Source organism: Pseudorhodoplanes sinuspersici (assembly GCF_002119765.1).
GTDB classification, from domain to species: Bacteria; Pseudomonadota; Alphaproteobacteria; order Rhizobiales; family Xanthobacteraceae; genus Pseudorhodoplanes; species Pseudorhodoplanes sinuspersici.
The window spans coordinates 1,623,052-1,647,293 of sequence record NZ_CP021112.1 but is presented as its reverse complement, the minus strand read 5'-3'; the positions used below and the strand labels follow the sequence as shown (position 1 = coordinate 1,647,293).

Below are 24,242 nucleotides of genomic sequence, written 5' to 3'. Positions count from 1 at the left end.
ATCGTTTAAGCCGTACCTTTCTCCGAGTGTGATCTGTCCGGAACAATCCGGATCATGCTCCTTTCAGCGAGCGAAAAGACCATGGCCGATCACGCACCCAGCCACCACAACCGGACGCACGAAAACCGGCTGGCCCGCGAAACCTCGCCTTATCTGCTGCAGCACAAGCACAACCCGGTGGATTGGTGGCCGTGGGGTCCGGCTGCGCTTGCAGAAGCCAAGGCGAACAACAAGCCGATCCTGCTCTCGGTCGGCTACGCGGCCTGTCACTGGTGCCACGTGATGGCGCATGAAAGCTTCGAGGACGACGGCACGGCGAAGGTGATGAACGAGCTGTTCGTCAACATCAAAGTCGATCGCGAGGAGCGGCCGGATATCGACCAAATCTACATGCAGGCGCTGCATCATCTGGGCGAGCAGGGCGGTTGGCCGCTGACGATGTTCCTGACGCCGGAGGGCGAGCCGTTCTGGGGCGGCACTTATTTTCCGAAGGATGCGCGCTACGGACGGCCGGCCTTCGTGAACATCATGCGCGAGGTCTCGCGCCTGTTTCGGGAAGAGCCCGGCAAGATCGAGCAGAACCGCAACGCCTTGATGGCGCGACTGTCAGAGGTCGCACGCCATCCGCAGCGCGTCACGATCGGCCGGCAGGAGCTGGACCAGGTCGGCCTGCAGCTCGGCAGCGCCATGGACCCCGTGAACGGCGGCTTGCGCGGGGCGCCAAAATTTCCGCAATGCAGCATGTTCGAATTCCTCTGGCGGAGCGGATTGCGGCAGGAAGGCCGGAATGCTGCATCGCAGCATAACGGTGGTGCGGCCGCCGAGGGCTCTTCCGCGGAGAAATTTTTCAAAATTGTCGAGCTGACGCTGACCCATATCGGCGAAGGCGGAATCTACGACCACCTCGGCGGTGGCTATTCGCGCTACTCCGTGGACGACAAATGGCTGGTGCCGCATTTCGAAAAGATGCTGTATGACAATGCCCAACTGCTTGATTTGCTTGCAATTTCTTGGCAACGAACCGGCGACGAGCTCTATCGCGAGCGGGCGCAGGAAACGGTCGGCTGGCTGACCCGGGAGATGACCAGCGGCGAAGGCGCCTTCTACTCCTCGCTCGACGCCGACTCGGAAGGTGAGGAAGGAAAGTTCTACGTCTGGTCGCTGGCGGAGATCGAAAGCGCCCTGGGCACAGATGCTGCAGCCGTTTTTGCGCAGCATTACGACGTGACCTCCGAGGGCAACTTCGAAGGCCACAACATCCTCAATCGACTCAAAGACTTACCGCGCAACATAGACCGCACAAAAAGCCTAAATCAGGAAAATATTCTTGCAGCAAATCGTGCTGCACTGCACAAAATCAGGGAACGCCGAATTCGGCCGGGTCTTGATGACAAGGTGCTGGCGGATTGGAACGGGCTGATGATCGCTGCGCTGGTCCATGCGGGCCTCGCGATGCAGCAGCCCGACTGGATCTCAATGGCGGGCCGGGCCTTCGAATTTGTGCGGCTCAACATGAGCAGAGGTGATCGCCTGGGCCATTCCTGGCGTGAGAACCGACTGCTGTTTCCGGGTCTCGCCTCCGACTTCACCATGATGATCCGGGCAGCGCTGTCGCTGCACGAAGCCACGGGGAAGCGCGACACTCTCGACACGGCACTGACCTGGCAGGCGGCACTCGACCAGCACTACTTCAATGCCGAAACCGGCACCTATTTCCTGACCGCCGACGACGCGGAGGGCCTCGTGGTGCGGCCGGCGTCCACCGCCGATGACGCGACGCCGAACCCGAACGCGATCGCCGCGCAGAACCTGATCCGGCTGGCGGCCTTTACCGGCGATCACACCTTCCGGGAAAAGGCCGACAAGCTGATCGAGGGTGTGCTGGCGCTGGGCGGCGGCAACCTGTTCATGCATGTCGCGTTGCTGAACGCCATCGACATGCGGCTGAACCTCGCCGAGATCGTCGTGACCGGGGAGGGGAGCGACGCCCTCCTCGATGCCGCGCTTTCCTTGCCCCATCTCAACCGGGCCGTCGTCAGGGCGCCGTCTGCCGATGCGCTGCCGGCGGCGCATCCCGCGCAGGAGAAGATCAAGGCCGTGTCGGTCCCGGCGGCTTTCATCTGCGTGGGGGAGACATGTTCCCTGCCGGTCACCGACCCCTCACAGATTGCGACGGCTTACGATACCGCGCGTGGGGTGCAGTGATGAGTTATCCGTCACCCTGAGGTACCGTTGCGAAGCGGCAGCCTCGAAGGGCGGCGGCCCGACTGTGCCCGTTCATCCTTCGAGGCTCGCGGAGCCTGTCATCGGGCCGCGCTTCGCGCGGACCCGTTGGCTCGCACCTCAGGATGACGGATTTAGATTGACCCAATCCATCCTTCGAATTGATCATATAAAAAGGGAAATCCAATTGGACCGACTGAACATGCCGGCGTTGCAATTGTACGAACTCGGCGGCATCGATGATGTGCGCTACAGCCAGTTTTCCTGGCGCACGCGAATGGCACTGGCGCATAAAGGACTGAACTTCGACACGATCCCCGTGCGCGTCAGCGACAAGGCAGCGATCGCGTTCAGCAATCAGAACAAGGTGCCGATCCTGAAAGCCGGCGATCACGTCGTTCCGGATTCCTGGGCCATCGCCGACTATCTCGAACAGACTTATCCCGAGGGGCCGTCGTTGTTTGGCGGCCCGATCGGTCACGGCCTGACGCGCTTTGTGAATACTTTCGTCGACCGGCAATTGGTGCCGAAGGCGGCATCGATGCTGATGCGCGATGTGCTCGGCATCGTCGATGAAGGCGACGCCGTGCATATGCGCACCACGATGGAGAAAGCGTTCCGCAAAAGCCTTGAAGAGATGGCCGCGCAACGCGAGACCGATGTTGCCGAATTCCGCCGCGCGCTTGATCCGTTTCGCGCAACACTGCGCAGTCAGACCTATCTCTGCGGACCTGAGCCGGCCTATGCCGATTACATTCTGTTCAGCGTGTTTCAATGGGCGCGCGTTGTCAGCACATTTGAATTGCTGAAAGAGGACGACCTTGTCGCGGCCTGGCGTGAGCGCATGCTCGATCTGTTCGGCGGACTGGCGCGGCAGGAGCGCGCACGCTCTGCCGCCATGGAGAAGGCGTCGTGAGCATCGACGCAAAGAGCGATGTTCATCCTTTCGCCGAGTTCTGGCGCGATGAAACATTGCGCGACTGGATGGAGCAACATGTCGCGCAGGCGCCGCAGCATGTTGCCGTGCGAGGACCGGGTGTATCCTTCACCTACGCCGACCTGCATGCACGCGCATTGGCGCTGGTGGCGCGGCTGCGATCGCTTGGCATCGGGCGCGGCGATGTTGTCGCGGTGCAGCTTCCCAATTGCGCGGAATTCATCCTGACCTATCTCGCGACCGGTTATGCCGGCGCCATCCTGCAAACGCTGCATATGCCGTATCGCGGCGCCGAGATCGAATTCCTGTTGAACCACAGCGGCGCCAAGGCCGTGGTCTGCATGGCGAACGGCAAGGACTTCCAGCCCGCCGAAGCCATCCTTGCGATGCAGGCGCGATTGCCGCAGCTCAAGCATGTGCTTGCGGTCGGCAACACGCCGCCCGATGGCGCATTGCCTTTCGATGCGAAACCAGATGTCGCGACGCTCGATGAACGGCCGAAGAGTTCGGACGATTTCGTGCTGCTTTATACGTCGGGCACCGTGTCCGCACCGAAGGGCGTGCCGACACCGTATCGCAAGTTTCTCGCCAATGCCCGTTTGAGCGCGCGTGAGCTTGAGATCGACTCTTCATCGATTCTGTTGTCGGCTGCGCCGTTCACGCATCTCTATGGCCTGTTCTCGACCAATCTCGCATTGGCCGCCGGCGCGACGATCGCATTGCTGCCGGTGTTCTCGCCGCCGGCCTTGGCCGAGGCCATCGACACGTTCCGGCCAACACAGCTCTTCACCGCGCCGGCGCATATGACGGCCTGTCTGCAAGCGGGCTTGCTGAATGAAGAGCGATTGCGTTCGCTGCGATTCCTGCAGATTTCCGGCAGCGCCTGTCCGCCGGAGCTGGCGCAAACCATTCAGGCGATGATGCCGGACGGCAAGGTCGTGCAGCTCTGGGGCATGAGCGAGATGCAGGCCGGCGCCTATCATCGGCCAAACGATCCGCTCGATGTGCGCATGACGACCGCAGGGCGCGCCAGCCCGGAAACGCAAATGCGCGTGTGGCTGGATGACGCGCCATTGCCGGCGGGCGAAGAGGGCGAGTTGCAAGTGCGCGGCTGTTCGGTGTTCGACGGTTATCTGGCCAATGACGAAGCGACCTCGAGCGCTTTCACCAGCGATGGATGGTTTCGCACCGGCGATCTCGCGCGCATGGATGCGGAGGGAAATATCCGCATCACCGGACGGCTGAAAGAGGTGATCAACCGAGGCGGCGTCAAATTCAACCCGGCCGATATCGAAGCGCTGATCGACCAGCATCCATCGGTGCTGCAATGCGCGATCGCGCCATTGCCCGATCCGATCATGGGCGAACGCGCCTGCTGCTTTGCCGTGTTGAAACCTGGCGCGACTTTATCACTTGATGACATTCGCGAATGGATGACCAAACACGAGATCGGCAAAACCAAATGGCCCGAGCGGCTGGAGATCATCGCCGAAATGCCGCTGACACCGACGCGGAAAATCAAGAAGGCGGATCTGGTGAAGTCTTTAGGCGATGAGACCACTTGACCGTTCGTCCCCGCGCAAGCGGGGACCCAGAGACAAGAACTGGATTCCCGCTTACGCGGGAATGAACGGAGAAGGAGGCGCGATCACGACGCGCGGCGCAAGTCCGTTTCACTGCGCGTCAGCCAGGGACTCCACGGCTCCGGCGGAACGAGGCCGTCGCTGATCCAGACGGGAAGAATCGCACCATTGCCGTCGAAACGGCCGATGAAAGCCGGCTTGTGCAGATGCTGCGTCTCGCCATCCATTCGCACCGTGAAGCCGCTCGGCGCGTCGCAGGTCATGCCGGCCAAGGCGCGGCGCACGGCGTCAACATCGGTGGTGCCGGCTTTTTCCACCGCAGCGATCCACATCTTGAACCCGATGAAGGTCGCTTCCATCGGATCATTCGGCACCGCCTTGTCGTTGCCGATGAAGGTGCGCCAGCGCCGGGTGAAATCGCGGTTATGCGGATCGTTGATCGCCCCCAGATAACTCCAGCTTGCCAGGTGGCCTTCCATCGGCACGCCGGCCAGCGAATTCAATTCACCTTCGCCGATCGACAATGTCATCACCGGCAGTGAATGCGGCGAGATCTGCTGACGAACATACTCGCGGAAGAAGTGCACGTTGGAATCGCCGCTGATGGTCGAGACAATCGCGGCATTGCCTCCGCCACCGAACGTCCGTATGCGCTCGATCGTCTCGCGCCAGATGCGTTCGCCCGACGGCACGTACACGTCCATGATCGCCTGCGCACCGATACCGCGCGACGCTAGATAGTTTCTCAAAATAGCGTTGGTCGTGCGCGGATAGACATAATCGGTACCGACGAGAATGAAGCGGCGGCGGTCTTGCGCCAGCAGATAATCGACCGCCGGCAAGGCCTGCTGGCGTGGTGTCGCGCCGGTATAGAACACGTGCGGCGATTGCTCCTCACCTTCATACTGGCTTGGATAAAACAGGATGCCGTTGTGCTGCTTGAGCACCGGCAGCGCCTGCTGGCGCGAGGCCGAGGACCAGCAGCCGAAGATCGCGGCGACATCATGCTTCTCCAGCATGTCTTTCGCATGCGTGGCATAATGAGACGGTTCTGACCCGGGATCGGCGATCACCGCTTCCAGCGGCCGGTGCAACAGGCCGCCGGCCTGGTTGACCTGCTCGATCAGCATCACGATCAGTTGCTGCAACGGCCGCTCGCTGGCGGTGAGTGTGCCGGACAGTGAATGCAAAATACCGATGCGAATGGCGCCGTGATCGAGCTCCTTGAAATAACCGCCGATCGACGTGACCAGCGATTGCGAGCGCGCTGAAAGATCGTCCGCCGTATGAAGCACGGATTCGCTTGCTTCCGCGACTTCCGAAATCGCCGACTGGATATCCGGCAAGGCTCGCGCCACCGTTATGGCAACGCGATTGGCCTCGTTGCCGATCTCATCGAGCTCGACGAGCTGCTGATCCAGCATGGCGTTGAGATCGCGATTGACGACGCTCGTCGCATCGACGCTGCTGGTCACCGCACCGATGGCTTCGGCCGTCTGTTTGACTGCGGTTTGGATGCCGACGATCTGACCGCGGATTTCATTGGTCGCACGCGCCGTCTGCTGCGCCAGCTCCTTCACCTCGCTGGCCACCACCGCAAAGCCGCGGCCGGCTTCGCCCGCGCGCGCCGCTTCAATGGTTGCGTTCAAGGCGAGAAGTGAGGTCTGGCCGGCAATCGATTGGATGAGTTTCAGGACAACATCGATCTGCTGAGCCGCATCATGCAGGCTGCGAACCGTCTCGTCGGCGTGGCGAAGCTCGGCCGCCGTGCGTTCGCCGGCGGTGCGCGCTGCTTCGACATGATGGCCGGATTGCAGGACGATCTCGCGGACCTTCTGCGCGGCATCCGCCACCTTCGCCGCGTCCATCGCAGCCGCTTCGGCGATCTGTGCCGCGCTCGCCACCCGATCCGACATCGTGCGGTTGCGGGTTGCAAGATCGGCGGCGGTGATGCGGATCCGTTCGCCGGCGCCAGTGAACGTCGCCATCACATCGTTGATCGCAACTTGGAAGCGGCGGGTTATGAAGATGCGACCCGCCTGCCGCAACCGCGATTCCGTCGCGCGCCGGTCGCGATCGATGGCGATGTCGTCAGCCTGGCCGAGTGCCGCTCGCATCGCCTCTGCAGCTTGATCGAATTTCTGCAGGGCACCGTCACCGATCGCGGTGGGTAAGGATGCGAACCGGTCGCCTTGCGCGATCCGGACAAGACCAGCGATCAGCTCCGACAGGCGATTCTCGGCAAACAAGCCAATGATGAATGCGCCGAATGCCGCCATGCCAATGCCGGGGATCGAGCCGAACGTATTCCCCACAGCCAGCGTTGCCGCAGCCACGACAAATGCCGGGATTGCAATCCAGAAGGCTGGCTTTCCAAATCTCTGCGTCATGCAAAACGAATCGCAACAATGTCTGTCGAGTGTGAATCGATTCGCACGAATGACATTGCCAAAGCATTGCCGTCGATCAAACATCGCGCACGAATATGTGGCAGTGCCGCTTATATTTTGAGCTGTCGCGTTTGTCTGATGAGACAACGCAAGACCGCGCGATCCGGCGATAACGCGAACGCCGGACATCCACATCGCACGCAACCAACCTGAACATCTAAGGCATTGCGACACGTGTGGGTGTCAGTTCGCGTGCAGCGAGTGAGCTTTGCGAAGTTTTTCGATCGTCATTCCGGTGCGCACTGCGAAACTGTGAACCCGGAAACCGGCGGCAATCTCACCGATCATTTGGTCGGATTCCGGGTTCACGCGCTAAGGCCGGTCCGCCACGACTACGGACCCATTGTTCCGATTCCACCCCGGCTCGCCGGCCCAGCAGTTTGACAGCCACCGATCCTGAGGATAGCCTTTTGGAATTCGGAATTCCAAAATGCATCGCGCCAGCATGATTCCGCTCTCCGTCGCCCCGAACCTGATCCAGCAGGTCTACGACCGCATCCTGGAATCCATCGTCGACCACACGCTGGCGCCGGGTCATCGCATCCGGCAGCACGAGCTGGCCGAACAGCTTGGTGTCTCGCGCCAGCCGGTGAGCCACGCTCTGCATTTGCTGCACAAGCAGGGGCTGGTCGTGGAAAGCGGGCGGAAGGGATTTCAAGTTTCGCCCCTCGACCCGGCGCACATCCGGCAACTTTATGAGGTGCGCAGCGCGCTCGATGGCCTTGCCGCGCGGCTGTCGGCAGCTCGCGTGAGTGTCGATGCCGCCGGCCGTTCTGCGTTGGAAGCGGCTTTGGCTGCGGGCGACGCAATCGATGAACGGACGCCGCTGGCCGAGCTCATTGCCCCCGATGCCGCCTTTCATCAAGCGTTGTACCGGCTGTCAGGCAATCCTGCGATCGAGGAAATGGCCGCTCCGCAATGGCCGCACATGCGCCGCTCGATGGCGGCGGTGCTGACGATTGCCGATTATCGCGCACGCGCCTGGGCCGAACACAAAACGATCGCCGAGCGTGTTCTCGCGGGCGATGCAGCCGGCGCAGACGCGGCCGCGCAAAAGCATGCGCTCACCGCTGGCCAGACAACGGAGGACCGGCTGAGGTCGCTGCAAAAAGTCGCCTGACCACCAATCAACGACAACAACACGAGACAGGAGGAAGCGATGAAACTGACCAAGGAACAGCTCGATCAATTCCACACCGAAGGCTGGTTGCTGTTGCCGGAACTCTTCACTGCCGAGGAGGTCGATCTTCTTCGCCGTGAAGCCATCGCGATTTACGAGCAACAACGCCCCGAAGTATGGCGCGAGAAAAGTGGCGCACCGCGTACGGCCTTCGCGGCCCACAAATACAATGAGGCCTTCCGGCTCTTGGGCGCGCATCCGCGCATGATCGAGCCCGTCGAGCAGGTGTTCGGCGAAAAGGTCTACCTGCATCAATACAAGATCAACGCCAAATCAGCATTCACCGGCGAAGTCTGGCAATGGCACCAGGATTACGGCACCTGGAAACGCGACGACGGCATGCCGGAGCCGCGGGCGATGAACATCTCGATATTCCTGGACGAGGTGATGCCGATCAACGGTCCGTTGATGCTGGTGCCGCGCAGCCATAACGCGGGCGATCTCAAGGCGTCGCACGATCTTGAAACGACCTCATATCCGTTATGGACGCTCGACGAGGAGACCGTGTCCCGCCTTGTCAAGGAGGGCGGCATCGTCGCGCCGACCGGCAAGGCCGGCAGCATGCTCATGTTTCATGGCAATCTCGTCCACGGCTCTGCCGGCAACATCACGCCCTATCCGCGCAAGATTGTTTACCTGACGCTGAACGCGGTCTCCAATTACATCCGCAAACCGACACGTGCAGAATTCATCGCGCATCAGGACTTTGCGCCGATCGAGCCAGTGGATGACGATGCACTCATTCGTCTCGCACGCGCACAACGGCAAGCGGCCTAAAGTGTGATGGCTTCAAGTCGAGGCATTCAGACTATCTCCGTCACCCTGAGGTGCCCGCCGAAGCTGCAAGCGAAGGCGGGCCTCGAAGGGCGACGGCCGTTCATCCTTCGAGGCTCGCTGCACTCGCACCTCAGGATGACGGAGAGGGACCGCGTGCCGAAGCAATTCGAGAAATCACACCTATGAATCTGCACCACATGTTGAAATCCCGCCATGCGGAGGGTCGCCCCGTCCGCGTGGTTCTGATCGGCGCCGGAAAGTTCGGCTCGATGTTTCTTGCGCAGGTGCCGCACACGCCCGGACTTGAGGTCGCCGCAATCGTCGATCTGTCGCCGGATCGTGCCCGCGAAGCCTGCCGCATTGTCGGCTGGGACGATGCGCGGCTCGCCGCCACGGCATTCACCGACGATGGCATGGCCGCGATCGCGCGGACGCCGGCAGACGTCGTTATCGAAGCAACCGGCAATCCGGCTGTCGGCATTCGCCATGCGCGCGCTGCGATCGCCGCAGGCCGGCACATTGTCATGGTCAATGTCGAAGCGGATGTGCTTGCCGGTCCGCTGCTGGCGGAGGAAGCGCGATCAGCAGGTGTCGTCTATTCACTCGCCTATGGCGATCAGCCTGCACTCACCGCTGAAATGGTGGATTGGGCGCGTGCGACCGGCTTTCGTGTCATCGCCGCCGGCAAAGGCACGAAGTATCTGCCGGCCTATCACGATGTGACGCCGGACGATGTGTGGGGACATTACGGACTGACGCCGCAGGAGGCGCAGGCGGCCGGCATGAATCCGCAAATGTTCAATTCGTTTCTCGACGGCACCAAATCGGCAATCGAGATGGCGGCGATTGCGAATGCAACGGGGCTCGATGTGCCCGAATGCGGATTGGCGTTTCCGCCTTGCGGCGTCGATGATCTTCCACATGTGCTGCGGCCACGCAGCGACGGGGGTATTCTCGACAAACCGGGCGTAGTGGAAGTGGTGTCGTCGCTGGAGCGCGACGGACGTCCGGTGTTCCGCGACCTGCGCTGGGGTGTCTATGTCGTTCTGGAAGCGCCGAACGATTATGCCGCCGCCTGCTTCCGCCAATACGGTCTGAAGACCGATGCATCGGGCCGTTATGCGGCGATGTACAAGCCGTATCACCTGATCGGGCTTGAGCTGAACATCTCGGTGCTGTCGGCGGCCTTGCGCGGCGAGCCGACCGGTCAGCCGCTCGGCTTTCGCGGCGACGCCGTGGCCGTGGCCAAGCGCGATCTCAAGGCCGGCGAGATGCTTGACGGCGAGGGCGGCTACACCGTGTGGGGCCGGCTGATGCCGGCGGCGCAAAGCCTTAGCCTTGGCGCACTACCGATCGGCCTGGCGCACAAGGTGCGGCTGTCACGCGATGTTGCGCATGGCGACGTGTTGTCCTGGTCCGATGTCGAAATGGATGCGGCAAACGACACGGTGAAAACGCGACGCGCAATGGAAGCGCGATTTGCGGATGTGGCTCAACAGCACAAGCCAAAGCTTGGCGTTGCGTAATATTATTCTCTCCGCTCATTCCCGCCAACGCGGTCGCGCTTACGCGCGCCCGATGACAGGCTCCAGCAGGAATCCAGAAAAATGAATCCTGGGTCCCCGCTTTCGCGGGGACGAACGGAAAGAGAAACCTCACTCCAACAGCAATACTGTTTACAAAAAAGCCGGGCATGAGCCCGGCTTTCATATCCGAACGTGCGCCTTCGATCAGGTATTCATGCTCTCGAAGAACTCGGCGTTGTTCTTCGTGTTGCGCAGCTTGTCGAGCAGGAAGTCGATGGCGTCCATCGTCCCCATCGGATTGAGGATGCGGCGGAGGACGTACATCTTCTTGAGCTGCTGCGGATCGGTGAGCAGTTCTTCCTTGCGGGTGCCTGACCGTGTGATGTCCATCGCCGGGAAGGTGCGCTTGTCGGCGACCTTGCGGTCGAGGATGAGTTCGGAATTGCCGGTACCCTTGAACTCTTCGAAGATCACTTCGTCCATGCGCGAGCCGGTATCGATCAGCGCGGTGGCGATGATGGTCAGCGAGCCGCCTTCCTCGATGTTACGCGCGGCGCCGAAGAAACGCTTCGGACGCTGCAACGCATTGGCATCGACACCGCCGGTCAGCACCTTGCCGGATGACGGCACGACAGTGTTGTAGGCACGGCCGAGGCGGGTGATCGAATCCAGCAGGATCACGACGTCCCGGCCGTGTTCGACCAGGCGCTTGGCCTTTTCGATCACCATTTCGGCGACTTGAACGTGACGCGAGGCTGGTTCGTCGAAGGTCGAAGACACGACCTCGCCCTTCACCGAACGCTGCATGTCGGTGACTTCTTCCGGACGTTCGTCGATCAGCAGCACGATCAGATAGCATTCGGGATGATTGGCGGTAATGGCGTGCGCGATGTTCTGCAGCAGCACGGTCTTGCCGGTGCGCGGCGGCGCGACAACCAGCGCACGCTGGCCTTTGCCGATCGGCGCGACGATGTCGATGACGCGAGCCGACAGATCCTTCTTGGTCGGATCGTCATGTTCCATCTTCAGCCGCTCATTGGGATAGAGCGGCGTCAGGTTATCGAAGTTGATCTTGTGGCGCGCCTTGTCAGGGTCCTCGAAATTGATGGTCGAGACCTTGAGCAGGGCGAAATAGCGTTCGCCTTCCTTCGGCGAACGAATGTGGCCTTCCACCGTGTCGCCGGTGCGCAGACCGAAACGGCGGATCTGCGAGGGCGAAACGTAGATGTCATCGGGGCCGGGCAAATAATTCGCTTCCGGCGAACGGAGAAATCCAAAACCGTCGGAGAGCACCTCAACCACGCCTTCGCCGACGATGTCGACTTCACGGCTAGCGAGTTGCTTGAGGATCGCGAACATCAGCTCCTGCTTGCGCATGGTGCTGGCGTTTTCGATTTCCTGCTCTTCGGCAAAGGAGAGCAATTCAACGGGGGTTTTGGTCTTGAGGTCTTGAAGCTTCACTTCCCGCATAGGGGGTAGTCCTTGAATGAGGATCCACCGGCGCCAGACACAAATGTGAAAAAGCGGCGGCGGTTCTTAAGAGGAATTCGCAGGTCTTTGGCTGGGATAGCTTTGGCCGGAAAAGGCTCTGGCTGACGGGCTGGGTCCCGGCCGATGCTTGCGCCTTCCGGATAAACGAATGGCGCGACTGGCATCCGCCTGCGTTCGGGGGGATGGTTCAAAGATACGGAGAAGCTTTCGATTCCGCAAGTGGGGCGAGCAGCTCCGGTTAACCACTGTTGAAAATCTAGAGCCGTTCCGGCTTTGATGAAATCAAAGCCGGGACTCTAGCCTTTTGTTTCGACGCGTTTTCTTCACGCGAACCGGTGCTCGCTTCGCTCGAAAACGCTCTAAAACGGCTTGAGCACCACCAGGAGCACGATCCCGACCATCAGGACAGCAGGAACCTCATTGATAATCCTGTAGAATTTCTGGCTATGCTGGTTTTTATCCTGGGCGAATGCGCGCCAGAGTCGCACCAGCCAGCCGTGCAGTCCGGACAGGACGAGGACGAGGAGAAGCTTGGCGTGGAACCAGCCGGACTTTTCCCAACCGCCCAGCCAGACCAGCCACAGCCCGAAAATCCAGGTCGCGATCATGGCCGGATTGATGATCGCCTTCAGCAGCCGCCGTTCCATGACCTTGAAGGTCTCGGACTGCTTCGAACCGACCTCGGCCTCGCAGTGATAGACGAACAGCCGCGGCAGATAGAGCATGCCGGCCATCCAGGCGATGACCGAGATGATGTGGAAGGCTTTGATCCAGAGATAGAGCATTTTATCCCTCCCCCGCTGGGGGAGGGTGGCCGGCAACGCCGGCCGGGTGGGGGTCTTCCTTTAGGGCCAGTTCAATCATATCCAGAACGCCCGGTAGATTCCGATCCACATCGCTATTCCAGAAACGAAGGACACGAAAGCCTTCTCGGCTGTGAATGGCGTCGCACCGTAAATCTCTGGCGCGGTGCGTATCCAGATTATGTTGGCCACCATCGATTTCGATAATCAGCTTGTGACGAAGACAAACGAAATCAACAATGAACTCATGTCGCGGCGCTTGTCTCCTGAAATGAAATCCCTGCTTGCGCCATGAGCGGAGATGAACCCACAACTTCACCTCTTGTGGAGTCATTATCTTGCGCAAACGTCTGGCAATTTCGTTTGCCATATCCCCCACCCGGCGCGCTACGCGCGCCACCCTCCCCCGTTGGGGGAGGGATTACCCCCGCACCCTCTTCAGCATCTGTTCCACATGCGCGATCGGGGTTTGCGGCGTGATGCCGTGGCCAAGATTGAAGATGAAGGGCCCATCCGAGAAGGCGCGCATGACTGCATCGACAGCGTCGTCCAGTGCCCGCCCGCCGGCAATCAACGCCACCGGATCGAGATTGCCCTGAACCGGTTTCAGGGCCTGGATGCGCTCGCGCGCGAATGTCTTGTCGATCATCCAGTCGAGCCCGACGGCATCGATTGGCAATTCGGTGACATACCGCTCAAGACCTGAACCAGCGCCGCGCGGAAACGCAATGATCTTTGCATCCGGAATTTCATCGCGCACATTCAGGATGATCTGCCGTACCGGCGCAATGCACCAGCGCGCGAATTCCTCCGGCGGCAAAATTCCCGCCCAGGTGTCGAAAATCTGCACGGCATCGACGCCAGCCTTGAATTGCTGGATGAGATATTCAGAGGATGCTTTGACCAACGTCTGAACAAGGTCATTGAAGGCGTCCGGATGACGATACGCAAACATCCGCGCCGGTTCCTGATCGGGCGTGCCATGCCCGGCGATCATGTAGGTCGCGACCGTCCAGGGCGCACCGCAAAAGCCGAGAAACGTCACTTCGGCCGGCAGATCTGCCTTGACCCGCTGGATCGTCTCATAGATCGGCCCCAGCACGCCGTGATCGACCTCCTTCCCGATGTCCTGCGCGGTCTGCGGATCGGCGATCGGATCGAGCTTGGGCCCTTCTCCTGTGACAAACTCCACCCGGCGGCCCAGGGCGTAAGGAATTACTAAGATGTCGGAAAACAATATCGCCGCATCGAAGCCGAACCTTCTGATCGGTTGCAGCGTTACTTCGGCAGCCAGCTCGGGGTTGAAACAGAGATTGAGGATGGAGCCGGCTTTTTCACGGGTGGCGCGATATTCCGGCAGATAACGACCGGCCTGCCGCATCATCCAGACCGGAGGAATCTTCTCACGCTGACCGTTCAGCACATTGAGCAGGGATTTGTTCACAGGCGCACTCACCACCGGCCTTCCTTCAAATCTAGAATCTTAGAATCTTCCTTACGGATTTTGTTTAAGCGTGATTTGGACTCACGAATCGTTGGTCCCAGAGTGCTGAGGCTTTCTCCACATCTCCCCGGATTTCATCCCACGCTGTCCACATCCATCAACATCCCGCAAGGTCTTGAATCGACACGATTCATTCCGGCATTATCCCTCCTGGCCTGACGGCTTATCCCGTTTCAACAGCAGCATCGGAAATTTCCCGGATTCTGTCCAACGGAGCACCGATGTGGATGGATATGAGCCCTGGCCGGCCCCGTGGCTTGCGCTTTCCACTGGCCCATGGCCTTCTCCCCAAGATCGCACAATTCATACCGTGCAAAACCCTATCTGGATGACACTTGCCGCAGCGAAGCCCGAGCTACTTTCACCTGCATCTGGTCTCTGACTCGACCGGTGAGACCCTGACGACGGTCGCGCATGCCGCTGCCGCCCAATATGCCAATGTCTCGCCGATCGAGCATGTCTACCCGCTGATCCGGACGCAAAAGCAGCTCGACCGTGTCCTGTCCGAGATCGAGGAAGCGCCGGGCATTGTGCTTTACACCCTGCTCGACAACGAACTGATCGAGCGGTTGGAAAAGAAATGCGACGAACTCAGTCTGCCCTGCCGGTCAATTCTTGGGCCGGTGCTGCGGGTGTTCCAATCCTATCTCGGGGCCACGATCACGCCGCGGGTCGGCGCCCAGCACACGCTGAATGCCGAATATTTCAAGCGGATCGACGCCCTCAACTATACGATGCTGCACGATGACGGGCAGCATATCGATGACCTGGAGCAGGCCGATGTGGTGCTGGTCGGGATTTCGCGGACGTCGAAAACGCCGACCTCGATCTACCTCGCCAATCGTGGCGTGAAGACAGGCAATTATCCTTTGGTTCCGGGTGTTCCAGTGCCGCCGCAACTGGAACGCTTGACGAAACCGCTGGTCGTGGGGTTATTCGCCAGTCCGGAACGCATCGTGCAGATCCGGCAAAACAGGCTTCTGGGATTGCGCGCGCATCAGGATGACGCCTCCTATATCGACAGGCAGGCGGTGGCCGAGGAAATCACCTTCTCCCGCAAGCTGTGTGCGCGTCATAACTGGCCTCTGATCGATGTTTCGCGCCGCTCGATCGAGGAGACGGCTGCTGCGATTTTGCAGCTCCTTTCCGAGAAGCGCCGCGCTCCGGTGAACTGATGTTATTCTGGTCCGCTCCGGCGCCGCTTGTTCTTGCTTCGAGAAGCTTCGCGCGCCGCACCATGTTGAGTGCCGCCGGCATTCCGGTGGAAATCATTCCGGCAAAAATCGACGAACGCGCGATCGAACGCAATCTCAACGGCAAACGCGATCCCGACGAACTGGCCCTGTTGCTATCTTGGGAGAAAGCCAGCGCCGTGTCGTTTAAGGCGCCATCGCGTCTGATCGTCGGTGCCGATCAGACACTGGCGATGGGTTCGAAGCGATTCAACAAGCCGGCCAATGTCGATGAAGCGCGTGAGCAGTTGCGCATGCTGCGCGGGCAGAGCCATACGCTGCATTCGGCAACGACGCTGGTGCAGGATGGCTCCGTGCTGTTCAAGGTTGTCGATACGGCGCGGCTGCGTATGCGCAATTTCTCCGACAAGTTTCTCGACGATTATCTCGAAGCCGCCGGGCCGTCGGTGACGGAAAGTGTCGGCGGCTATCAGCTCGAGAAGCTTGGCATCCATTTGTTCGAGCGTGTGGAAGGCGACTATTTCACCATTCTCGGCATGCCGCTTCTGCCGCTTCTGGATTTTTTCCGGTTCAAGGGATTTTTGAAGGATTGAAATCGGCGGTCACGCGCGGTCAATGATGGAGCAGGGCATATGTTCGTCCTCGGCCTGACCGGTTCGATCGGCATGGGAAAAAGCACCACGGCGCAATTGTTCGCCGACGAAGGTGTTCCCGTGCACGATGCCGATGCAGCCGTGCATAGGCTGTATGAAGGTGAGGCCGTGCCCCTGATCGAGGCGGCATTCCCCGGCACGACCGGCGAGGGCAAAGTCGACCGGCAAAAACTCGCAAAAACCGTTGTCGGCCATCCCGAAGCCTTGAAGCGGCTGGAGGCGATCGTGCATCCGCTGGTGGCAGAGGTGCGCGATCGGTTCCTTCAGGCGGCAAAAGCCGGTGGCAGCGAGGTTGCCATCCTCGATATTCCGCTTCTCTACGAAACCGGTGGTGAGAAGTTGGTGGATGCCGTCGTCGTGGTGTCGGCGAGTGCGGCCGTCCAGCGCCAGCGGGTGCTGGCGCGCCCCGGCATGACGATCGAGAAATTCGAGACCTTGCTGGCGAAACAGATGCCCGACGCTGAAAAACGCAAACGCGCCGATTTTATTCTGGATACCGGCCATGGTATCGAAGCAGCACGCGATCAGGTACGGGACATTCTGAAGCGAGTGGCTAAAATGCCGAAACGGACCTGATTCGGCGGCGGATCAAACGGATCACATGCGCGAGATCGTCTTCGACACGGAAACCACGGGCCTCGATCCGGTGCAGGGGCATCGGCTGGTCGAGATCGGCTGCGTCGAATTGCTCAACCGGTTTCCGACCGGGCGCGTGTTTCACAAATACGTCAATCCTGAGCGCGACATGCCGGTCGAGGCCTTCAATGTGCATGGCCTGTCGATCGAATTCCTGAAGAACCACAAATGCTTTCACGAGGAGGCCGACGAGTTTCTCGATTTTGTCGGCGATGCGCCGCTGGTGGCGCATAACGGCTATTTCGATCTCGCCTTCGTCAATTCCGAACTCACCATTGCGAAACGGACAGTTTTTGCGCGTGACCGCATCATCGATACGCTGATGCTGGCGCGGCGCAAGCATCCGGGCCAGTCGAACAAGCTCGACGATCTCTGCGCGCGCTACAAGATCGACAATTCAAAACGCACCAAGCACGGCGCGCTGCTCGACGCCGAATTGCTGGCGGAAGTCTATATCGAACTGGTCGGCGGCCGGCAGACGACGCTCGGTCTCGTCAGCACCAGCGGTGTTGCGGCCATACCTGAAGGCGACGGTTCACGCCGCACGCGACCTGAGCCGCTGCCGCCCCGCATCAGCGACGACGAGCGCGCGGCACATGGCGCTTTCATCGCGACACTGGGCGAAGAAGCAGTGTGGAAGACATACGCGGCGGCTGAGTAGCCGTTTGCTTGATCCGCTCATTCCCGCAAGGCGGGAATCCAGTGGGAAGATTCTGGCTCCCCGCCTTCGCGGGGACGAGCGGATTGTAAGGCAGACCGAGAAACAATCAGCTCGGCTGCTGAAGGCCCTGCGCGGTCGCCTGCTCGGCCATCTTCTGACGATACAGCCCGACGAAATCGACCGGATCGATGAACAGCGGCGGGAACCCGCCATTGCGAACCCCGTTGGCGATGATCTCGCGTGCAAACGGGAACAGCAGGCGCGGGCATTCGATCATCAGGATCGGATGAATTGAGTCCTGCGGTACATTCTGGATGCGGAACACGCCGCCATAGATCAATTCGAATGCGAACAGCATCGAACCTGCGGCATCGGCCTTGCCTTCGATTTTCAGCTCGACTTCGAACTCGGACTGAAACGGTGCGGCATTCACGTTGATCTGGATATTGATGTTGGGCTGCGCGTCGGACGGCTGCAGCGAGCGCGGCGCGTTCGGATTCTCGAATGAGAAATCCTTAATATATTGCGCCAGCACATTGAGCTGAGGCTGTTGTGCGTCGGACGGTGCGCCTTGTGCGCCGCCATTGCCATTGGTCGAGGTCGCCATCGGAAATCCTGCTGATGCGCCGGGTAGGGGCGCGCTTTTGAGGGCGAGTGGCTAACACACGTCACCAGGGCGAACAAGGATCGGTCCAAGGACGTTAGCGCCGTGGTTTCCGGCGGTCGTCCGATTTGTTGCCGTCGGGGATGTGCGTGTCACGGATGTCGCGCCACTGGCTACGGTCGAGATCCAGCACGCGGCCGGAGGGCCGGCTGCGCCGGACCGGTCCGCGGTCGATCAGTTTCTTCTGCACGGCGGGGACCAGTAGCAGAAGACCGACCGCATCGGTTACGAAGCCCGGCAGCACCAGAAGGATGCCGCCAATCACGGTCAGGACCCCGCCGGCGCCGGCTTCCCCAAACGCAGGGTCCCGCCGCGACAACATGTCCGCCAACCGACCGACAAGCCGTTTGCCCATGCGGCCAAGAACCAAAAAGCCGAAGACGGAAGTTGCGAATAATGTAAACAAAACGACGAACGATCCAAAAGCCTGCGCGGCGACAAGGAAAACCGCGGCTTCCGCCACAACCAAGCCTAAAAGTCCGAGCAGGATCAGCCTACCGGAAGCCATTGGGGCGATTTCCATTAACGGTATCAGGTTGGCCTTTGAGGCCGGGATCGTCTAAAGTTCGGCAGACCCACAGGGTTTTGACCTGACGAGACCTATGGATAAGACCGGTCGCGTGCTTAGATTATAAGTGGCGGACGGCTTCCGTGCTGCGTTCCGTTTACGTGGCGGCCGTTCCCGCTTTCCGGCTACAAAGGCATTCGCGACGTGTTCGACATCTACACCATCATCTTCCTGGCGCTGGCGGTTTTTATTTTCATCCGTCTGCGCAGCGTCCTGGGTCAGCGTACCGGTCGGGAGCGCCCGCCTTACGACCCCTATTCCACCCGCGATGTGCGGGCGCAGGCGGGTGACAAGGTGGTCACCCTGCCCACCCGCAACGCCGAAACGATGACCCGACCGGCTGAGGCCGTTCAGGACCGCTGGAAGGGCATTGCCGCGGAAGGGAGCCCGACCGCTTCGGGCCTGGACGCCATCGCGGCGGCCGACCGCTCATTCGACGCCAAGCATTTCGTGACCGGGGCCAAGGCGGCCTATGAAATGATCGTCGGGGCCTTCGCTGCCGGCGACCGCAAGGCCTTGAAGGGGCTCTTGTCCCGCGAGGTCTATGATGGCTTCGAAGCCGCCATCAAGGACCGCGAGGCCAAGGGCGATACGGTCGAGAACAAATTCGTGTCGCTCGATACCGCCGATATTACCGGCGCCGAGCTGCGCAATAACACCGCGCAGGTGACGGTGCGGTTCGTATCGCAGCTGATTTCGGCGACGCGCGACAAATCCGGAAATGTGATCGACGGCAGCCCCGATAAGGTCACAGAAGTGACCGATGTCTGGACTTTCGCACGCGATGTGACGGCGCGGGATCCGAACTGGAAACTGGTTGCAACGGAAGCGGGACAATAATCGGGTGATTTGGAATTGATCGGGGGACAGGACGTTATCAAGCAGAAGCTGCTGCCGGGTCTGAATGCGCGCCGTATCGGGTGGGCAATTCTGGCCGCGGCTGCGCTCGCCATACCGGTCGTCGCTGTGGCCTCGACAAAGCCTGCCTCCAGGCAGGACGACGTCGCCAAGTCCGAAACCAAACAAGCAAGACTGGCGAAAAAGCCGGCAAAGGAAAAGGCTGCCAAATCCAGGAAAGCCAAATCGGTGCGCAGCACCAAAGCCAATCCGCTGAAGATGCCGAACAGCCAGATCGAGCCTCTTGCCTGGCACGAGATCAAAGGCTGGATGGAAGACAATCATTCCGATGCCTATTCGGCTTTTCTTGCAAGCTGCAGGCCGATCCTGAAAAGCTCTGCCAAGGCGCGGGCTGAGCGCGGCGAAACCTATCGCGCGCTGTTTGAGGTCTGCGGCCGCGCGATGGCCGCCTTGCCGCTGAGCGAAGCCGGCACCCGCAAATTCTTCGAGGAAAATTTCCGTCCCGTTCGTGTCTCGGCGCTGGGCGAGAAGGACGGTTTCTTTACCGGCTATTACGAGCCGATCATTGAAGGTTCGCGCACGAAGAGTGACGTCTATACGACGCCGCTGTATCGCCGCCCGCCCGATCTCGTGACGCAGCGTCTGCGGCGTTCCCACGGCAAGGGCAAGGCCGGCAAGCGCGTGGTGAAGCGGACGAGTGCACCGTATTACGATCGCGCGCAGATCGAGGACGGTGCACTTGACGGACGTGGCCTTGAAATCGTCTGGGTGAAAAGCCCGATCGACGCCTTTTTTGCCGAAATCCAGGGTTCGGTGCGGGTGCGGCTCGATGACGGCAAGGTGATCCGGCTCAATTATGCCGACAAGAACGGGCACGCCTACACGGCAGTCGGCCGCTTCCTGATCGAGCGCGGCTATGTGTCGAAAGAAGAAATTTCGATGCAGAAAATCCGCGAATACATGGAGAAATTCCCGGAAGAGGGAAAGAAACTCCGCCGCGAGAACAAGTCGTTCGTGTTCTTCCGCGAAACCGACTTGTCGGAATTTGAAGAAGCCATCGGCGCGCAAGGAATTTCGCTCACGGCCGCGCGCTCCATCGCCGTCGATCGCAAGCTGCACACCTACGGCATGCCGGTCTTCGTGAATGCGTATCTGCCGATTGCATCGGAAAAGCCCGACACCTGGTTCCGCCGGCTGATGATCGCGCAGGACACTGGCGGCGCGATCGTCGGTCCGGCCCGCGCCGACATCTATCTCGGTGCCGGTGACGAAGCCGAACGCGCGGCCGGGCGCTTCAAGCATCCCGGCCAATTCGTGATGCTGGTGCCGAACGAGCTCGATCCGGACGGCGAAGCCGACGGCATTCGGCTGCCGCTGCCACGGCCGCTCGAGGCCAGTCCGGGCGTTGTGGCGAAACGGACAACGCCCGAAGCAGAGGTTAAGCCGGACCCCAAACTCGCGAGCAGCGCAGCGGATGCGTCTCTGACGACCGGCAGCATCGGTGCCAGCAAGGCCAAGCGCATTGTGAATGTGCCGCTGCCGAAAACACGGCCGGATCGACAGACGCCATGACCGCCGGCGGAGGCCGCAGGGGGCGGCTTTCCAGCGAAGACATCGAATTATGGGTGGGTGTGACGCGGTCGATCAAGCCGCTGCGCAAGCGCACACCCCGTGCTCCCGAACCTCCGCAAGACGAAAAGCCCGCACCGCCCGCGAAGCGCAGCGTTGCAGCAAAGCCGGCGGCGGCTCCGGTTCAGCCGGTGGCAAAGCCGAAAGCGAAGGTGGATGTGCCGCCGTCCGTCACAACACTCGATCGCCGGACGAAACAGAAGATCGCCCGCGGCAGTCAAACCATTGATGCGCGGCTTGATCTGCATGGATACACGCAAGCGCAGGCCCATGACGTGCTGCTGCGTTTTCTGCGCGCGACGCAATCGCGCGGCGGCCGCGTCGCGTTGGTCATCACCGGAAAAGGCGGCCGCGGCGAGGGCAGTGGCGCACTGAAACGCGCGGTGCCAATGTGGCTGGCGCTGGCGGAATTTCGAAAGATGGTGATCGGCTTCGACACTGCCGCGCTCGGTCACGGCGGCGAGGGCGCGTTGTATGTGCGGTTGCGGAAGGTGAGAGATTGATTTGTCTCCGCTCATTCCCGCGCAAGCGGGAATCCAGTGTTTAAGAAACTGGGTCCCCGCCTTCGCGGGGACGAGCGGACAACAAAAGCAGGACGGTTAGAACTTTACGCTCGCAAATACCTTCACCGTGCGGCCCGGCAACAGCACCTCGTCCTTCTTGAACGACACCGCATTACGCACGTCCTCGTTCAAAAGGTTATTGCCGACGATGCCGACCTTGAGCTGCGTCAGGCCACTCGGATCGCCAGGCAGCTTGGTCACATAGCTGAGTTCGGCCTTCAGCAGATTGTAGCCCGCGGTGGTGGTTTCGAAATCCGAGACATCGTTCTGCGCGAAAGCATGCAGCAGACCGACACGCGCGAACCAGCTTCCATCGCGATAATAAACGCCGCCGCCGAGACGTTGCGGCGGAATGCGCGGGACATTGCTGCCGTCTTCGAACGTGGCGCGGACGATGTCATATTGACCATCAATGCCCCATAGCCCGTTCCACAGCGGCGCGACATCGAGCTGCGTCTGGAATTCAGCGCCGCGGAACGTCGCGTTGCGTTGCGCATAGACGGCCTGCTGCAATTCGCCAGCATCCCCCGGCGCGCAGCTTGCGAAATCCTCGTCACAAGTCTCGCCGGTCAGATTGCGATAAATGAAATTGTTGAATTTGGTGTAGAAACCAGTGAGTTCGAACCGCCATGGGCCGGTATTGCGACGCACTCCGACTTCGACCGATTTCGCCACTTCGATGTTGAGATTCGGATTGCCGATATCGAAGGTGCCTGTGGCTTCATGCACGCCGCGGGACAGCAATTCCGGGGCGCGCGGCGCACGTTCCACATATTGTCCCGTAACGCTGGCGACGAGATCGCCGGGCAAATCCTTCAGAAAGCCGATCGCGCCGCTTTTTGGCGTGAACTCGCGATGACGGACCAGATTCGTCGTTTCGTCGATGAACAGATCGGGCGAGGTGCCCTTGACCTCGTTGCGTTCAATGCGGCCGGCGAGCTGCATACGCAGTGTGTCGTCGAACCGGAATTCGTTGAACATGTAGCCGGCGATGCTGCGCGTCGTGTTCGGATCGAACAGGCCGCCTTCGCGTCCCGGCGCATTCAGATCCTCGGCATTGACCTGCAAGCCCATGGCTGTGGTGAGCGAGGCAAAGCGCAGATCGTACGGCCGGAACTGGATCTCGGTGCGCGCTTCCTTCTGCTTGTTGGTGAAGGTCTGCTGTACACCGTTGAAACCACCCTCGTCGGCGATCTCATCATGCTTGTAGTCGGTCGCGCCGGCCCAGAAGCGGATCGCATCGATCGCCCAGCCGTCGGGACGATACTCGCCCTTGCTGGTGATCTTGGTCTGTTTCATGTCGATTCGCGTTTGAGTCTCGGTCGCCTCCTGGCCTGGCACGCGATAGAGGCTGTCGAAAGTCGAGATTGCGACACCGATAAAGCCCTTATCAAAGATATAAGAACCACCGATGGCGTTGCCGTTGGAGCGGTGCGACGAATTCGGCTGCCAGCGGCCGACATGCGGCGCCGGGTCTTCCGGATAAAGATACGGGTAGGATGGAATCTGGTAGTTCCCCGCTGAGCGGCCCCATGCGTCGGCATGAAGGGCGAAATTGCCAGCACCGGCATCCAGCAGCACTGCGCCTTCGCGGCCCTTGTCGGCGGTGGTCACAGCGCTGCGGAATTCGCCGCTGACGCCCCGGGGTGGAATGATCGTTGGAATGCGGTTGTTCTCGGCATTGACCACGCCGCCGATCGCCTGCGAGCCATAGCGCAGCGTTGCCGGACCGCGAATCACCTCGACCTGCTGCGCGGCCAGCGGATCGATCGGTACGCCGTGGTCCTCGCCGAGCTCGGATACGCCACTCGCGCCGATGCCATTTTCCTGGATGCGGACACGGTAATTGTCGAGGCCGCGGATGATCGGCCGGCTGGCGGCATTGGGTGCAAAATCAGATGCCGTGATACCCGGTTTGGACTGCAGGATATCGCCGAGGGTCTGACCGGTGCTGTTGTCGATATCCTCGCGCGTGACCACGGTCACGGTCGCGAATTCATTGGTCACGATCGGCAAGGTGCCGCGATAGAGGATTTCAGGGAAGGGAGTCGGCTGCGCAGGTTCCGACGGCGTGGCGACACGGGCAGGGCGGGTCGGCGCGCGACGAATGGGGCTTGTGACGGTGATTTCCGGCAGCACTTCCTGCGCCGCGGCTACGCCGTAAAAGTCCAGTCCAAACAACAAGATGGCTGTCGATGACAGCCATCGGCGACGCAAAAGTCCCATGTGAGTAACGCCCATCCCAGAATGTTATAATATAACATTGCTGGGTCGGTAGACTCTGTCAACGGCGAAATCGGATTCGTGCATTCGTTTGCTGCAGGGCTATCAGGCGTGAGGCGG

The 24,242-nt window shown here is 60.6% G+C and carries 21 protein-coding genes; 13 read left to right on the top strand and 8 right to left on the bottom strand.

Features of this window, described 5'->3' with window-relative positions; translation table 11 throughout:
* The first annotated feature begins 81 nt into the window (after positions 1–81).
* The 3 genes from CAK95_RS08125 to CAK95_RS08115 all read left to right on the top strand — a co-directional run bounded on the left by CAK95_RS08125 (position 82) and on the right by CAK95_RS08115 (position 4,725).
* Positions 82–2,205 (top strand): thioredoxin domain-containing protein, encoded by a 2,124-nt coding sequence (locus CAK95_RS08125; protein WP_086091279.1) that lies wholly within the window; start codon positions 82–84, stop codon positions 2,203–2,205.
* 205 nt (positions 2,206–2,410) lie between these two features.
* The gene (locus tag CAK95_RS08120; protein ID WP_245303668.1) at positions 2,411–3,139 is read left to right on the top strand and encodes a glutathione S-transferase N-terminal domain-containing protein; all 729 of its coding nucleotides are present in this window, start codon (positions 2,411–2,413) and stop codon (positions 3,137–3,139) included.
* Positions 3,136–4,725: a class I adenylate-forming enzyme family protein gene (locus CAK95_RS08115; RefSeq protein ID WP_086087455.1), complete on the top strand. Its 1,590-nt coding sequence runs from the start codon at positions 3,136–3,138 to the stop codon at positions 4,723–4,725. Before CAK95_RS08120 ends, CAK95_RS08115 begins: the two co-directional genes overlap by 4 nt.
* A gap of 83 nt (positions 4,726–4,808) precedes the next feature.
* On the opposite strand, the gene CAK95_RS30170 is transcribed toward CAK95_RS08115, so the two are convergent.
* On the bottom strand, positions 4,809–7,133 hold the full coding sequence (locus tag CAK95_RS30170) for a transporter substrate-binding protein (RefSeq protein WP_183044289.1): 2,325 nt from the start codon (positions 7,131–7,133) through the stop codon (positions 4,809–4,811).
* 505 nt (positions 7,134–7,638) lie between these two features.
* Between CAK95_RS30170 and CAK95_RS08105 the strand changes: the two genes are divergently transcribed.
* From CAK95_RS08105 to CAK95_RS08095, 3 genes are all read left to right on the top strand, one after another.
* Complete coding sequence (locus CAK95_RS08105) at positions 7,639–8,313, top strand: GntR family transcriptional regulator (protein WP_086091278.1); 675 nt, start codon at positions 7,639–7,641, stop codon at positions 8,311–8,313.
* Between the two features lie 39 nt (positions 8,314–8,352).
* On the top strand, positions 8,353–9,150 hold the full coding sequence (locus tag CAK95_RS08100; RefSeq protein WP_086087453.1) for a phytanoyl-CoA dioxygenase family protein: 798 nt from the start codon (positions 8,353–8,355) through the stop codon (positions 9,148–9,150).
* A gap of 182 nt (positions 9,151–9,332) precedes the next feature.
* Positions 9,333–10,676: an NAD(P)H-dependent oxidoreductase gene (locus tag CAK95_RS08095; RefSeq protein WP_183044290.1), complete on the top strand. Its 1,344-nt coding sequence runs from the start codon at positions 9,333–9,335 to the stop codon at positions 10,674–10,676.
* A gap of 204 nt (positions 10,677–10,880) precedes the next feature.
* On the opposite strand, the gene rho is transcribed toward CAK95_RS08095, so the two are convergent.
* The 4 genes from rho to hemE form a co-directional block, all read right to left on the bottom strand.
* Complete coding sequence (gene rho / locus CAK95_RS08090) at positions 10,881–12,146, bottom strand: transcription termination factor Rho (protein ID WP_086087452.1); 1,266 nt, start codon at positions 12,144–12,146, stop codon at positions 10,881–10,883.
* A 380-nt stretch (positions 12,147–12,526) separates the two neighbouring features.
* On the bottom strand, positions 12,527–12,952 hold the full coding sequence (gene hemJ / locus CAK95_RS08085) for a protoporphyrinogen oxidase HemJ (RefSeq protein ID WP_086087451.1): 426 nt from the start codon (positions 12,950–12,952) through the stop codon (positions 12,527–12,529).
* Position 12,953: 1 nt separating this feature from the next.
* Complete coding sequence (locus tag CAK95_RS08080) at positions 12,954–13,340, bottom strand: endonuclease domain-containing protein (protein WP_086087450.1); 387 nt, start codon at positions 13,338–13,340, stop codon at positions 12,954–12,956.
* A gap of 51 nt (positions 13,341–13,391) precedes the next feature.
* Positions 13,392–14,426 carry a uroporphyrinogen decarboxylase gene (gene hemE / locus CAK95_RS08075; RefSeq protein WP_280949854.1) on the bottom strand — a complete coding sequence of 345 codons (1,035 nt, stop codon included), beginning with the start codon at positions 14,424–14,426 and terminating at the stop codon, positions 13,392–13,394.
* A gap of 383 nt (positions 14,427–14,809) precedes the next feature.
* On the opposite strand from hemE, the gene CAK95_RS08070 reads away from it, so the two are divergent.
* The 4 genes from CAK95_RS08070 to dnaQ are packed head-to-tail and all read left to right on the top strand — an operon-like array spanning position 14,810 to position 17,617.
* On the top strand, positions 14,810–15,649 hold the full coding sequence (locus CAK95_RS08070) for a pyruvate, water dikinase regulatory protein (RefSeq protein WP_086087449.1): 840 nt from the start codon (positions 14,810–14,812) through the stop codon (positions 15,647–15,649).
* Positions 15,649–16,260: a Maf family protein gene (locus CAK95_RS08065; protein WP_086087448.1), complete on the top strand. Its 612-nt coding sequence runs from the start codon at positions 15,649–15,651 to the stop codon at positions 16,258–16,260. Before CAK95_RS08070 ends, CAK95_RS08065 begins: the two co-directional genes overlap by 1 nt.
* A gap of 39 nt (positions 16,261–16,299) precedes the next feature.
* Positions 16,300–16,896, top strand: a complete 597-nt coding sequence (coaE, locus tag CAK95_RS08060; protein ID WP_086087447.1) for a dephospho-CoA kinase — start codon at positions 16,300–16,302, stop codon at positions 16,894–16,896.
* 25 nt (positions 16,897–16,921) lie between these two features.
* Positions 16,922–17,617, top strand: a complete 696-nt coding sequence (dnaQ, locus tag CAK95_RS08055; RefSeq protein ID WP_086087446.1) for a DNA polymerase III subunit epsilon — start codon at positions 16,922–16,924, stop codon at positions 17,615–17,617.
* 106 nt (positions 17,618–17,723) lie between these two features.
* Here dnaQ and secB read toward each other — a convergent pair whose 3' ends face one another.
* Together secB and CAK95_RS08045 are read right to left on the bottom strand one after the other, a co-directional pair.
* Entirely contained in the window at positions 17,724–18,224 is a 501-nt protein-coding gene (gene secB / locus CAK95_RS08050; RefSeq protein ID WP_086087445.1) for a protein-export chaperone SecB, read from the bottom strand.
* Positions 18,225–18,318: 94 nt separating this feature from the next.
* On the bottom strand, positions 18,319–18,789 hold the full coding sequence (locus CAK95_RS08045) for an FxsA family protein (RefSeq protein ID WP_183044291.1): 471 nt from the start codon (positions 18,787–18,789) through the stop codon (positions 18,319–18,321).
* Positions 18,790–18,993: 204 nt separating this feature from the next.
* On the opposite strand from CAK95_RS08045, the gene CAK95_RS08040 reads away from it, so the two are divergent.
* Genes CAK95_RS08040 through CAK95_RS08030 form a run of 3 tightly spaced genes read left to right on the top strand, consistent with a single transcriptional unit; the run spans position 18,994 to position 21,839 of the window.
* Positions 18,994–19,689 (top strand): Tim44/TimA family putative adaptor protein, encoded by a 696-nt coding sequence (locus CAK95_RS08040; RefSeq protein ID WP_086087443.1) that lies wholly within the window; start codon positions 18,994–18,996, stop codon positions 19,687–19,689.
* 15 nt (positions 19,690–19,704) lie between these two features.
* Entirely contained in the window at positions 19,705–21,279 is a 1,575-nt protein-coding gene (mltA, locus tag CAK95_RS08035; protein WP_157699566.1) for a murein transglycosylase A, read from the top strand.
* On the top strand, positions 21,276–21,839 hold the full coding sequence (locus tag CAK95_RS08030; RefSeq protein WP_086087441.1) for a Smr/MutS family protein: 564 nt from the start codon (positions 21,276–21,278) through the stop codon (positions 21,837–21,839). The genes mltA and CAK95_RS08030 overlap by 4 nt, the downstream gene beginning before the upstream one ends.
* A gap of 96 nt (positions 21,840–21,935) precedes the next feature.
* Here the strand turns inward: CAK95_RS08030 and CAK95_RS08025 are convergent, their stop codons facing one another.
* Positions 21,936–24,140, bottom strand: coding sequence for a TonB-dependent receptor (locus CAK95_RS08025; protein ID WP_425349677.1), 2,205 nt, complete (start codon positions 24,138–24,140; stop codon positions 21,936–21,938).
* Positions 24,141–24,242 lie beyond the last annotated feature (102 nt).